Here is a 12690-nt window from a genome sequence, read left to right as displayed (position 1 = left end):
TGATGGGCATGCGTGTGTATCGCGAGCTGCCTTCGATGGCATCGCCCTCGCTTTTTTACTGTCGCAGTGCGTGTCGTACATGCGTGTCGATGACACGCAGCCCTTACGACCTAGGCACTAGCTCCAATGTGCTATCTGCTGCGGGACGCTGCGGGTCTATAACTCCGCTTCGGTTCCATCGTGCCTGTCGTCGATGTCAGGCGCGATGGTGATCACGGCCTTGGGAGGGGCGGACGATGCAGCGACTGATGCGCACGATGCGCGGGTGTGTGGCATGCCTGGTGCTGGCGACGATGCCGGCGTGGGCGCAGACCCACGATGCACCCACCGAGACACTCACGCTCTGGCCTGAAGGCAGCTTGCCGCAGGTGGTGAAAGGGCCTGAAAAGGTCGGCAAGCAGGGCAGCGCCACCGGCTCGGTGAGCCAGGTGTCCAATCCACGGATCGAGATCTACCGCGCGGCGCATCCCAACGGGACTGCCGCGCTGATCGTCGGCGGTGGTGGCTATTTCCGCATCCAGGTCGGCAGTGCGGCACGACCGATGGCGCAATGGCTGGCCTCGATCGGCGTGACCAGCGCGGTGCTGTATTACCGGCTGCCGGGCGATGGCTGGAAAGCCGAGGCGCCGTTCCAGGATGCACAGCGCGCGATGCGGCTGATGCGCAGCCACGCGGCGGACTGGCAGATCGATGCCAACAAGATCGGCATCATCGGCTCGTCGGCCGGCGCGAACCTGAGCGGCATCATCGCCACGCGCTGGGATCACGATTTCTATCCGCGCGCGGATGCGGCCGATGCGCTGTCCGCGCGGCCGGACTTCCTGGCGATGCTGTATCCGGTGGTGTCGGTGAAGCCGCCGCTGGATAAGACCCGCAGCGCGCGTGAGCTGTCCACGCAGTCCGATTACCTCACCGCGTACTCGGTCGAAGACCACGTGCGCGCCGACATGCCGCCGGTGTTCCTGGCCCAGGCGGTGGACGATCCCATCGTCGATGTCGGCCACAGCCTGCTGATGTACCAGACCGCGCTGAAGGCCAAGGTGCCGGTGGAGCTGCATATCTTCGAACGCGGCGGCCACAGCTGGGGCTTGGGCAAACCGGGCAGCGAACCGGCACAGTGGCCGCGGCTGTTCGCCACCTGGGCGCGCATGCACGGCTTCATGCGAGATGCCAACGCGCCCGCCCTCGACCCCGCTTCACCGACCGCCACCGACGGCGATTGATGCCCGCGGCCCGCGGGCCGCCCTTGCACGGGAATTACCACCATGAAGCACGTCCGACACGCCGCGCTGGCCGCGGCGATCGCCAGCGCCTTGTCCGCAATCAGCACGCCTGCGCTGGCCGACAGCGCCACCGAGGCGCAGCTGCGCAAGATGGTCGAGCTGCAGGCGCAGCAGATCGCGCAACAGCAGCAACAGCTCAGCGCCATGAACGCACGCCTGTCCGCGCTGGAAGGCAGCAAGCCCGCTGCGGCGAGCGTGACCACGCCGGTCGATCCGACCCAGGTGCAGGTGGCTGCAGCGGTCGCCGACACGCGCACCGATGACGAACTGGCGATCCTCAAGGCGCAGGTCGCGCAGATGGCCGTCACCGGCGGTGGTACGAAAAGCGATGGCAACGTCAGCTGGAGCGATGGCGGGCCGGAGTTCAAGAGCGCCGATGGCACCTTCACCTTCCATCCGCGTGGACGCGTGCTGATGGACTTCAGCAGCACGCATGGCTCGGGCTTCGACGCGCGTAATGTCACCGGCACCGACATGGCCAGCGGCCGCCTCGGCGCCGAAGGTGAAGCCGGTCCGCTGGGCTACAAGATCGAGGCGGATTTTGCCGGCAATGAAGTCACCATGAAGGACGTCTACCTGTCCTGGGACACCAAGCTGGGCGGCCTGCCGGCTGAGGTCTACATCGGCAACAAGCTCAAGGACCGCAGCATCGATGGCGCCACCGGCGGCACCACCACGCCGTTCATGGAGCGTAACGCGGTCGGCTCGGTCGGCGGCATGCAGAGCGGCTATTTCGGCCTGGGCGTGTCGACCAAGCTCTACGGCAGCAACTGGCACGCCAGCCTGGCGGTGACCGGCGACGACATCGGCAACGACAGCGATGCCAGCGACACCGTCGCCTACACCGCGCGTGCGCACTGGAACCCGATCAAGACCCCCGCCGGCTTCCTGCATGTCGGCGGCTGGTACTGGTACGAGAAGCTGGGCGATGACGTCACCAGCATCAACAAGACCTCGCCGGTCGCGCTGGGCTGGAACGGCGAGGTGGCCGTCTCGGCGAGTTCCATCAGCGGCGTCACCGACGACCACGCCTGGGGCGCGGAGCTGGGCGGCACCTGGCGCAGCGGCTGGGCGTTCGCCGAGACCACGGTGCGCACCATCAACTCCGACACCGAAGCCTCGCGCGACCAGAAGGCCAGCAGCTATTACGCCGGCTGGCTGCTGACCGGCGAGAAGCCGGGCTTCTCCTCGCGCTCGGGCGTGTGGACCACCACCAAGGTGCTCAATCCGGTCACCGAAGGCGGCTGGGGTGCGTTCGAGGTGCTGGCGCGCTACGACGACTACGACTACACCGATACCGCGCGTGGTGGCGAAGGGTCGGCCTACACCTTCGGCGTCAACTGGTACCTGACCAACTTCGCGCGGCTGATGCTCAACGTCGTGCACTGGCGCACCGACAACAAGGTCGGCAGCTACCAGGGACCGGATTCGGGCAACACCGTCGGCGTGCGCGCGCAGGTGGCGTTCTGACCGAACGCGTCAGCCGATGAGCGTGTCGGCGCGCATGCGTGACCACAGGCGCAGGTTGGCGGCGGTGTCCGGTTCCAGCGTGGCCAGCATCGCCAGCGCTGCTTCTTCGGCGTCGTGGTCCTTGTTCACCAGCTCGGACAGCACCGCCGCGAGCCGGCCATAGCGCACGGCGGTGGCCAGCGGGGTGGCCGGGGCCAGGCCATCGCGCTGCGGGCGCTGGTCCATCAGCGCTTCGCCCGGCGTCGCGGGCAGATCCCAGCCGGCGGCGACGGTGCGCGCGGTCGAGACCGTGTAGCGGTCCAGCAGCGCGGCGGCCACCGACAGGCTGGGCGTGGCGCCATCGTAGCGGGCATAGGTTTCCTGCAGCACGCGGATCACCACCACCGCGCCCAGGCCCTGTAGCAGGCCGAGCAACTGCGCGGACAGCGCGTCGTCGCCACGGCCGTGACGGCCGGCGTGGTCGGCGCCGGCCGCGGCCGCATGCAGGGCGTACTGCCAGATCGCGCTGGGCAGGTGCGCGAACACGCCGCCCTCCAGGCTCAGCACCGGCTGCATCAGCGCGGTGGCCACGATCTGGCGCAGGCCATCGGTGCCGATCAGGGCGACGCCGCGCTCCAGGCTGTCCACCGGGGTGGCGCCGTGCGGGCGATACAGCGCGCTGTTGGCGATGCGCAGCAGGTTGGTGGCCAGGGCCGGGTCCTGGGCAATGATCGAGGCGATCGCGTGGCCGTTGGCGGCCGGGTCGTTGACCGCGCGCATCAGCTGCGGCAACAGGTGCGGGCGCCGCGGCATGTACTGCGGCTGCAGGTCCAGGCAGTCCAGGATCGACTTCGCCTGTTCGAACACCTGCGCCTGCACGCCGTCGAAGGCGACCTGCGGCTCGGCCAGCTCCGGCGCGCGCATGGTCACCGCATACAGGCGGCGGAGCAGCGGATGCAGGCGTGGCACGAGCGCGGGCTCGGCCGGCGTGCCGGGGTGGGCCTCTGGCGCCATCGGCGCGGCGGACGCACGTTCGACCGGCGCGTGCGCGGACACACGTGCCGCACGCCGGCGCTGCCGCCATAGCAGCCAGCACGCAGGCGGGAACACAGCAGCGAACAGCCACATCGCAACGTCCATGAGCGACCCAAAGTTTGAACGGCGTCACTATCCGATGCCGCGCGGCCTTCGGCAATGGGGTGCGCGACTCGCATCCCCAAAACGCAACGCCCCCGGGGACGGGCGTCCACCGGGGGCGTTGCGGTGCAGCGTGCGCGGGCCTCATGCGGCCCGCGCTGGGCATTGGATCAGGCGAAGACGCGGAAGCGCTCGGCGTCGTCCATGAAGCCCTTCTCGCCGAACGGTGCCTCGTTGGAACCGAACGGCATCATCGCGCGCAGCTTCCAGCTGGCCGGCAGGTTCCACTCGGCCGCAGCCGCGGCGTCGGGCAGCGGGTTGTAGTGCTGCAGGCTGGCGCCGATGCCGACGGTGGCCAGGGCGGTCCACACGGCCAGCTGGGCCATGCCGCCGGACTGCTCGGACCACACCGGGAAGTTGTCGGCGTACAGGGCGAACTGCTCCTGCAGGCCCTTCACCACGTCCTGGTCTTCATAGAACAGCACAGTGCCGGCGCCGGCGGCGAAGCTGTTGATCTTCTGCGCGGTGCCGTCGAAGGCCTCGGCCGGGACGATCTTGGCCAGCTCGGCCTTCACGATCTCCCAGAACTTGTCGCTCTGCGCGCCGAACAGGATCACCGCGCGCGAGCTCTGCGAGTTGAACGAGGACGGCGCGTGCTTGACCGCGTCCTGGATCAGCGCGGTGACTTCGTCCTGCGACAGCGGCAGGGTCTTGCCGAGGGAATACTGGGTGCGACGGGTCTTGAGCGCGTCGAGGAAGGCGTTGGTCATGTTGATGGGCCGGTGGGAAAGTGCCACCAGCCTAAGCAGGTGGCCGGCCGGCAACTAGACCGCTACGCGAGACAATCCATTTCTGAAAACGGCCATCGTCCTGACCATGTGCCGTCATGTGGCGCCTATTGGCCGCGCGCCAGGGTCTCTTCGATCGCGCTGAAGCCCGAATGCGTGCCCGGCGCGGTGCCCTCCACGCCGGTGGCGAAGTAGGCCACGCCGGTGCCGGCCTTGCGGTCGATCCACAGGCCCGACAGCAGCCCGTAGGCCTCGCCGGCATGACCGACCCGGGCGATTCCGTCACCGAACAGGTCATCGCCGCAGTCCTTGCGCGGCGTGGCCAGGGTCTGCACGGCCAGCCCGTAGCGGCAGATCATCGGCCGCGCCGGGGCGCTGCCATCGTCCTCGGCGGTGTCGCCGTTGCCGGGCGCGTAGGTCCACAGCGGGCGCTCCATGGTGCGCACCGAGGCCGGGGTGAGCAGGCGCACGCCATCGACCTGGCCCTCGTTCAACAGCAGCCGGCCGACCTTGGTCAGGCCATGGGCCGAGATCCGCAGCCCGCCCTGTGGGGCGAAGGTGGCGCCGTTGGCGCCGGACTTCCACACTGACAGGTCGCAGCGGCCGTCGGCAGCCGGCACCACCGAACACGCCGGCTTGGCGCCGTGCTGGTCGTCCTTCACCGCCGCACCGGTCTTGTCGTACAGCACCACCGCACGTGCGGTGGTGGCCTCGCTGCAGGTATCCCAGTTGTAGCAGGCCTCCAGCTGCAGCGGCGCCAGCACCAGCCGCTGCGTCAACCGGTCGAAGCGCTCGCCGGTGGCGCGCTCCATCACCGCCGCAACGAGCGGAAAATTGAGATTGGTATAGCGGTAGTAGCGCCCCGGCGCGTGCGCGGGATCCCAGGCGCGCGGATCGTCCAGCGTGTCCTTCAACTGCCCGTCCAGCGGCGTGGCGTAGTAGCCGGCCGCATCGGTGAGGCTGGAGCGGTGCGACAGCAGCAGGCGCAGGGTGATCGGCTGCTTCGGGAAACGCGGGTTGCGCAGCGTCCAGCCAAGGTACTGGGAGACATCGGCATCCAGGTCCAGCGTGCCGGCCTCGACCAGGCGCATCACGCCGATGGCCACCACCAGTTTGGAGATCGAGGCCACGCGCACAGGATCGTCCGCGGTCAACGCGCGCCCGGCGGCCACGTCGGCGAGCCCATGCACCTGCGTGCCGGTGATCCCATCGCGGTCGAAGGTGACGCGCGCGGTGGCGACGGGTTCGGCGGAGCGCGCCACGCCGGTGGCGAACAGCAGGGCAAAGGCGAGCAGGCGGACAACAGGCATGGCGGGCACCGTGGCGAGGGCGGACTGCATCTTGCGATACGACGCGCGCGCCTGCATCGCACGGGGTCACGCGCTGGCGTGTTGCGGGTGTCTGGCAAGACCTGCGGATGGTGCGGTGTTCTTCTGCGCGGAGCACACCGACAATGGCGCTTTGAAGAGTCGGAGCTGCGCGTGAGCCACGCATCTGTTGAGCAACGTCCGCGCGTCGGCTGTGGCGCCGTGATCCGCCGCGCCGATGGCCGCCTGCTGCTGATCCAGCGTGGGCGCGAGCCCGAACGTGGCCATTGGGGCCTGCCCGGCGGCAAGGTCGACTGGATGGAAACGGTCGAACAGGCCGTGGTGCGCGAAACCCTGGAGGAAACCGCGCTGCAGGTGACGATCGAGCGACTGCTATGCGTGGTCGATCATTTCGAACCTGTCCTGCAGCAGCACTGGGTCGCGCCGGTGTATCTGGTGCGGATCGTCGGCAGCGAAGCGGCGCAGCTGCAGGAGCCCGAGGCGCTGACCGACCTGGGCTGGTTCGCACTGGACGCGCTGCCGGCGCCGCTGACCCGTTCGGCGACGGCCGCGCTTCAACACCTGGACTGAGCACACGCCGCGCGCGGTATCGCACCGCGCGCACACGCGCCACGCACACGGCGTCTTCTCACGCGCATGGCTACCGTGCCGCGTCCGTTGGCACGTGCCGACGGCGTCCCGATCCCAGAGCGACGCCCATGCCTGCTTCCGACCTCCGTTCCTACACCGCCCGCGTGGTGATTGCCCTGGCGCTGGTCGCCTTCGGCCTGCTGCTGTGGCAGCTGTCCGGCCTGGTGCTGCTGATCTTCGGCGCGGTGGTCGTGGCGGCGCTGCTGCGCGCCATCGTCGGCCAGGTGGTGCGCTTCACCCGCTTGCCCGAAGGCGTGGCGCTGGGCGTGACCGTGCTGGTGCTGGCGGCTGGCTTCGCGCTGGCGATGTGGCTGTTCGGCTCGCAGCTGGCCGCGCAGGTGGCGACGCTGCGCCAGACCTTGCCGGCGGCCTGGGCGCACTTCCAGGCCTGGCTGGGCAACAGCCCGTTGGGGCCGACCGTGCACGAGCTGACCCAGCGCGCGCAGTCCAGCGTGTCCACGGTGGCCGCGCGCGCCGGCGCGCTGGCGATGTCGGCCACCGGCGGCATCGCCAACATGTTCCTGGTGCTGGTCGGCGGCATCTATCTGGCCGCGCAGCCGCAGCTGTATCGCACCGGCCTGCTCAAGCTGCTGCCCATGCGCTCGCGCCCGGCGGTGGACGATGCCCTGGATGCCAGTGGTTACGCGCTGCGTGCCTGGCTGGGCGGGCAGCTGGTGGCGATGGCCGTCGTTGGCCTGCTCACCGGCCTGGGCCTGTGGGCGCTGGGCGTGCCGGTGGCGCTGGGCCTGGGGATCATCACCGCGCTGCTGGATTTCGTGCCCATCGTCGGGCCGATCCTCGCCGCGATCCCGGCGATCCTGCTGGCCTTCACCGTCAGCCCGGAGATCGCGCTGGCCACGCTCGTGCTGTTCGTGGTGCTGCAGCAGCTGGAAGGCCACCTGCTGCAGCCGCTGATCCAGCAGCGCGCGGTGGACCTGCCGCCCGCCTTGCTGCTGTTCTCGCTGTTCGGCATCGGCGCGCTGCTGGGGCCGCCGGGCGTGCTGCTGGCCGCGCCGCTGACGGTGGTGCTGTACGTACTGGTCAAGCGCCTGTACGTGGTCGGAGCGCTCGATACTGAAACGCCGATCCCGGGCCGGACCGCGGCAGACACGCAGGTCGATTAAGCACGCGCGCGTCGGCATCAACACGCGCGCATGTGCGTTGTGCTGTGCCGCATGCATTGCGCGCGCTGTGATGGGGCGATCGCCACACCACGACGCGCCATCACGCATGACGGCATCGTCAGCCCGGCGATGGCTCGCAGACAAAAACGGTTCAGCACGTGGCGAAAAACCGCGTGCCGCCCGTCCCGAAAAGCGCAGCGCGGCGTGGTGCATTGCGGCATTGCGCCGCTGCGCGCGAGGCGTCACGGGAAGTGCGGTTTGCGTACACCTGCCGTAAACAACACAGGCACCACCATGCCGCCCCACTTCAGTCCCCGTGGCATCGCATGAACGCAGTGAACCCCAGGACGCAGGACGCGTCCGATGTCGAAATCCGCATCTTTCGTCGTGGCGTCAGTGACCAGGAAGTCCGCCAGGCCATCAGCCTCATCCGCGAGTACGTCAGCACCCAGATGCACAACGCCGGTAGCGAAGTGGAGTGGTGGAGCGCCTTCGGCGAGGTCTACGACGATCTCTCGCGCAACTTCACCCCGCAGCAGACCGTGGCGTTCGAAATCGCCACCGACACCATCCTGGTCAGTTTCGGCTGTCCCAGCTGGAGCATTGCCCGCGAGGGCCTGCGCGTGGCCCTGCGGACCGCCGCAGTGGACGACCGCGCGGCCTGATCCGCCCGCGGGGCCGCGATCGGGCGCCGGCCTCGTTAGAATCGCCGGGTTTCCCGCTCCCGGCCCGTCGCCCCATCGCCTGCTGATGTCGAAATTCCCGTCCGTTTTGTTCCTCCTGAACGTCGCGCAGAAGCGCGCGCTGCTCGAACGCCATGGCTACACCCTCCATGCCGACGATGCCGAATCCGATCTGGACTTCACCCTGGCCGAGGACGTGGCCAACGGCGCGATCCCGCTGCAGGAACTGGAAAACGCGCTCGACCTCTGACGCTGGCGACGGCGGTTGACTCGCCGCCGCGACCCGCTCGGACTTTTCCTACAGGTCATCAGGCCGTTGGCCGACAGACGCGGCCGGCACGGGCGGGCATGCTGGTCCCGCCCCCGACAGCAGCCCCGCACCGGCAACGGATGCCGCTCAGCAAGGACCCCGGGCGCGACCACTGAGCCGGTCGCATGCAGGGTCGGGGGCTATCCCCTTCTTGGCCGGATCACCCCGGCCTTCTTTTTGCCCGTCATGAAAGCGCGCCGGAATCAGGGCAGGGACAACACCGCGCCCAGCGGCGACACGCCGCGTTCGTCGAAGGCTTCCACTGAGATCGCATAGGCCGGATCGGTGTTGAGCGCGCGCAGTTCCAGCGTGGTGCCGCGATCGGCGAAGACCTGGTAGGTCAGGGTCAGCCGATCCCGGCGCAGGCCCCAGCGCACGTTGTAGCCGACCGCGCCGGGCACGGGCTTCCAGCGGATCGTCGCGTTACGGCGATCGGCGTCGCGCGTGGCGGTGATGCCGGTCGGCGCAGGCGGGGCGTGACCGTCGGCATTGCCGAACACGCGCAGGTCGCTGATCGCCAGGTGCGCCGCGCCGACGTGGCCATGTACGTAGCGGATGTAACGCGTGCGCACCGGCGCGGGCAGCTGCAGATATGCATTGGGACGGTCGCGGCGCGTGGCCGGATCGTCGCTCACGTCGGCCAGCGGTTCCCACTGCTTGCCATCGCGCGAATGCTGCAGCTGGAAGCTGGTGTAGACCTGCGCGCCATCGCCGAAGATCCCGGACTGGTAGTCGGCAAAGTTCACCTGCACCGCGCGCACGGTCTTCTCGCCCTTGAGGTCCACGGTCAGCGTTTCTCCGGCGCGCGTGCTGCTGGCCACCCAGAAGGTGCGCGGATTCTCGTCGGTGACATTGGGCGCGCGATGCGTGCCGTCGTCCGAGGACGACGTTGCGGGCTTGCGATACGACAGCAGCATCCAGCCAGTGAACAGCGCCTCGGGATCGTCGACCTTGCCCTCCGGCATCCAGTGCGGAAAGTCGCCGAAGCGCGTGGAGAACCGCATCTGACCATCGTCGTAGAACCCGCCGGGGAACATCGCGATGCGCCGCTCGAAGGTCTGGTTCACCCCGATCCACGGCGTACCGCTGTTGAACCAGTTGCCGTGCGCGTCCTGGAAGGTCGAGCCATGCCCGGCGCCCTGCACGAAGCCACCGGGCTTGTAGGCGATCGGGTTGTACGCGGCGTAGGTGAAGGGCCCTAGCGGCGAATCGCTCACGTAGGTGCCGTTGGCGTAGGCGTTGTGTTCGGTGCCGGGCGCGCCGTACTGCAGGTAATAGCGACCGTTGTGCTTGGTCATCCACGACCCTTCCAGATAGTTGCCGATCGGCTTGCCATCGGCGAAGAACGCGCCGCGATGGTCCTGGCCGAAGCGCTCCCAGCCGTGGTGCTCCGGGTCTAGCGCGACCAGCGGCTTGGGCGTCCCCCGATAGGCAAAACCATGTGCGGTGCGATCCAGCGGCAGCCCGTACAGCGGGAACTTGTCCGACGAGCCCCAGTACAGATACCACTGGCCGTCATCGTCGATGAACAGGTCAGGGTCCCACGGCCCCGACGGCAGCATGCCTGGCGGCACCTGGTCGTCGAAGTTGGCCTTCACTGCGGTCGGCAGTTCCGGCAACAGGCGGGTGAGAAAATCCATCTTTCCGCTGGCTGGATCGGTGCTCTGCAGCACCGGCCGCGGCGCGTAGGCCGATTGCATCAGCACCAACGTCTTGCCATCGGACACCGCGGCCGGCGCGACCAGCGGTTCGAACGGCCAGCGGCTGGGCGTGACGAAATGCCAGTCCAGCAGGTTGGTCGAGCGCCAATACCCATCGGCGATGGTCAGGAACAGGTAATAGGCATCGCCGTGGCGGACGATCACCGGATCGGCGCCGGTGCGGAAGCTGATGCCTTCGTTGAGCAGTTCGAAGTTGTAGCGGTAGTCGAGGTCGACCGGATTGGCCCAGGTGCGCGTGCCCTGCGCCTGCGCCTGCGCGGTGGCCGCCAATGCCAGCATTACGCAGGCCAGGGCGACGCGGACGGAAGACACGACGGGCATGGCGCGACACTCGTAACCGATGGCGCGCCATGGTGCCTGCGCATCTCACAAAGCACCTTCTGCGTCGCACAACGCAGCAGGTGCTTTGCGACGTCAGGCGGCGGTGTCGCGCAGGCTCAGGCGGGCCTTGCCGACGCGGCGGCGCTCCAGCGAGGTGACCTCGGCGATGACCGAGTCCAGCGTCAGCGTGTCGCCGGCGATCGGCAGGCGATCCAACGCGTTTAGGAACAGTCCCGACAGCGTCTGGTACTGCGCCGAGCGCGGCAGCGACACGCCAGTGGCGCGCTCGATCTCGTCCATGCTCATCGAGCCGTCGATGATCCACACGCCTTCGCTGACCGTCTCCACGCCGTAGTCGGCGTCCTGCGTATCGGCCAGGTCGCCGGCGATGGCGGCCAGCAGGTCGTTGGCCGTGACCAGGCCTTCGATACCGCCGTATTCGTCCACGATCACCGCCAGCGGGATCGGATGCTCGCGGATCTGTTCCAGTGCGCGCAGCGCGGTGGTGCTCTCGTGCAGGATCAGCGGCTCGCGCGCCGCGCTGACAAGATCCAGGGCCTCGCCACGCAGCACGCTGGCCAGCAGGTCGCGGCTCTGGACCACGCCGTGCAGGCTGTCCAGCTCGCCATCGCAGACCAGCAGGCGCGTGTGCGGCGTGTCGATCAGCTTCTGCACGGTCGAAGCCGGATCACGGTTGGCATCGACCCAGTCCAGGTCGGCGCGCACGGTCATCACCGTGGATACCGTGCGTTCGGCCAGGGTCAGCACGCTGCGGATCATGTCGTGCTCGGCCGGATGCAGGGTTTCGCTCGCATCCTGCGTCTGCTCGGGATCGGCGTGGGCCTCGCTGTCGCCCGGGCGCGCGCCGAGCAGGCGCATCACCGCATCGGCGGTGCGCGCGCGGAAGGGCTTCTGCTTGGCGTGGCGCTCGCGGTTGAAGCGCGACCACTGGTTGAACGCCTCGATCAGGATCGAGAAAGCGATCGCCGCGTACAGATAGCCCTTGGGAATCTTGAAGCCCAGGCCTTCGGCCAGCAGGCTGAAGCCGATCATCAGCAGGAAGCCCAGGCACAGGATCACCACCGTCGGGTGCTTGCCGACGAAGCGCGTCAGCGGCTTGCTGGCCAGCATCATCACCGCCATCGCGATGATCACCGCCGCGTACATCACGCCCAGGTGGTCGATCATGCCGACCGCCGTGATCACCGAGTCCAGCGAGAACACCGCATCCAGCACCACGATCTGGGTGATCACCAGGCCGAAGCTGGCAAACGCCTTGGCCTGGCCGTTGTGCGCGTCGTTGGGTTCCAGCCGCTCGTGCAGCTCCATCGTCGCCTTGAACAGCAGGAACGCGCCGCCGATCAGCAGGATCAGGTCGCGTCCGGAGAAATCCTTGCCCGCGATGGCGAACAGCGGATCGGTGAGTTTCATGATCCACGACAGCGTCGCCAGCAGGATCAGGCGCATGCCCAGCGCCAGGCTCAGGCCGATCAGGCGGGCCTTGTCGCGCTGCGCGGGCGGCAGCTTGTCGGTCAGGATGGCGATGAACACCAGGTTGTCGATGCCCAGGATGATTTCCAGGACAACCAGTGTCAGAAGACCCACCCAAATCGAGGGGTCGGCAAGCCATTCCATCGTTACGTCTCAGATCGCGTCAGGCCGCGCAGTCTCGCACGCAGCCGTGAGGGCGCCGTTGCCGGCTGTCAGGGTTGTCATGCCGGCGTGGGGCGGGCTGCAGGGCCGCTTGGAGCAAGGCCTGTGCATGCGGCAAAAATCAGATGCCCGCGCGAAGCGGGCATCTGCAAGCGCAATCGGCGCGCCCTAAACCGCCTGTCCGGGCGGTGTATGGCAGGCCCGGACGCCGCTGCAGCCTAATCCCGCGCACCCCACTGCCACCCAAACGGGGAGGCTGTCAC

The 12690-nt window shown here is 68.4% G+C and carries 11 protein-coding genes; 6 read left to right on the top strand and 5 right to left on the bottom strand.

What is annotated here, in order from left to right:
- Window positions 1-236: 236 nt before the first annotated feature.
- Together BMZ17_RS16635 and BMZ17_RS16630 are read left to right on the top strand one after the other, a co-directional pair.
- A complete protein-coding gene (locus tag BMZ17_RS16635) occupies window positions 237-1223 on the top strand; it encodes an alpha/beta hydrolase (RefSeq protein WP_093141143.1) in 987 nt (328 codons plus the stop codon).
- A gap of 42 nt (window positions 1224-1265) precedes the next feature.
- Entirely contained in the window at window positions 1266-2753 is a 1488-nt protein-coding gene (locus BMZ17_RS16630) for an OprO/OprP family phosphate-selective porin (protein WP_093141138.1), read from the top strand.
- Window positions 2754-2762: 9 nt separating this feature from the next.
- Here the strand turns inward: BMZ17_RS16630 and BMZ17_RS16625 are convergent, their stop codons facing one another.
- The 3 genes from BMZ17_RS16625 to BMZ17_RS16615 all read right to left on the bottom strand — a co-directional run bounded on the left by BMZ17_RS16625 (window position 2763) and on the right by BMZ17_RS16615 (window position 5967).
- The gene (locus BMZ17_RS16625; RefSeq protein WP_254775400.1) at window positions 2763-3860 is read right to left on the bottom strand and encodes an HDOD domain-containing protein; all 1098 of its coding nucleotides are present in this window, start codon (window positions 3858-3860) and stop codon (window positions 2763-2765) included.
- Window positions 3861-4039: 179 nt separating this feature from the next.
- Window positions 4040-4639 (bottom strand): nitroreductase family protein, encoded by a 600-nt coding sequence (locus BMZ17_RS16620; protein ID WP_093141128.1) that lies wholly within the window; start codon window positions 4637-4639, stop codon window positions 4040-4042.
- 125 nt (window positions 4640-4764) lie between these two features.
- A complete protein-coding gene (locus BMZ17_RS16615; protein WP_093142314.1) occupies window positions 4765-5967 on the bottom strand; it encodes a serine hydrolase domain-containing protein in 1203 nt (400 codons plus the stop codon).
- Window positions 5968-6138: 171 nt separating this feature from the next.
- Between BMZ17_RS16615 and BMZ17_RS16610 the strand changes: the two genes are divergently transcribed.
- The 4 genes from BMZ17_RS16610 (at window position 6139) to BMZ17_RS21015 (ending at window position 8672) form a co-directional block, all read left to right on the top strand.
- A complete protein-coding gene (locus BMZ17_RS16610) occupies window positions 6139-6555 on the top strand; it encodes an NUDIX hydrolase (RefSeq protein WP_093141123.1) in 417 nt (138 codons plus the stop codon).
- A 128-nt stretch (window positions 6556-6683) separates the two neighbouring features.
- Entirely contained in the window at window positions 6684-7739 is a 1056-nt protein-coding gene (locus tag BMZ17_RS16605; RefSeq protein WP_093141118.1) for an AI-2E family transporter, read from the top strand.
- Between the two features lie 326 nt (window positions 7740-8065).
- Window positions 8066-8404 carry a hypothetical protein gene (locus BMZ17_RS16600; protein WP_093141114.1) on the top strand — a complete coding sequence of 113 codons (339 nt, stop codon included), beginning with the start codon at window positions 8066-8068 and terminating at the stop codon, window positions 8402-8404.
- An 85-nt stretch (window positions 8405-8489) separates the two neighbouring features.
- On the top strand, window positions 8490-8672 hold the full coding sequence (locus BMZ17_RS21015) for a hypothetical protein (protein ID WP_139202969.1): 183 nt from the start codon (window positions 8490-8492) through the stop codon (window positions 8670-8672).
- A gap of 263 nt (window positions 8673-8935) precedes the next feature.
- On the opposite strand, the gene BMZ17_RS16595 is transcribed toward BMZ17_RS21015, so the two are convergent.
- Together BMZ17_RS16595 and BMZ17_RS16590 are read right to left on the bottom strand one after the other, a co-directional pair.
- Window positions 8936-10774 (bottom strand): family 43 glycosylhydrolase, encoded by a 1839-nt coding sequence (locus BMZ17_RS16595; protein WP_175485648.1) that lies wholly within the window; start codon window positions 10772-10774, stop codon window positions 8936-8938.
- Window positions 10775-10867: 93 nt separating this feature from the next.
- The gene (locus tag BMZ17_RS16590; protein WP_093141104.1) at window positions 10868-12409 is read right to left on the bottom strand and encodes a TerC family protein; all 1542 of its coding nucleotides are present in this window, start codon (window positions 12407-12409) and stop codon (window positions 10868-10870) included.
- Window positions 12410-12690: the final 281 nt, after the last annotated feature.

Origin of the sequence: Pseudoxanthomonas sp. GM95 (genome assembly GCF_900109775.1) — a bacterium.
Classification (GTDB): Bacteria; Pseudomonadota; Gammaproteobacteria; order Xanthomonadales; family Xanthomonadaceae; genus Pseudoxanthomonas_A.
The sequence above is the reverse complement of the archived record's forward strand: the minus strand, read 5'-3'. Positions and strand labels throughout refer to the sequence as shown.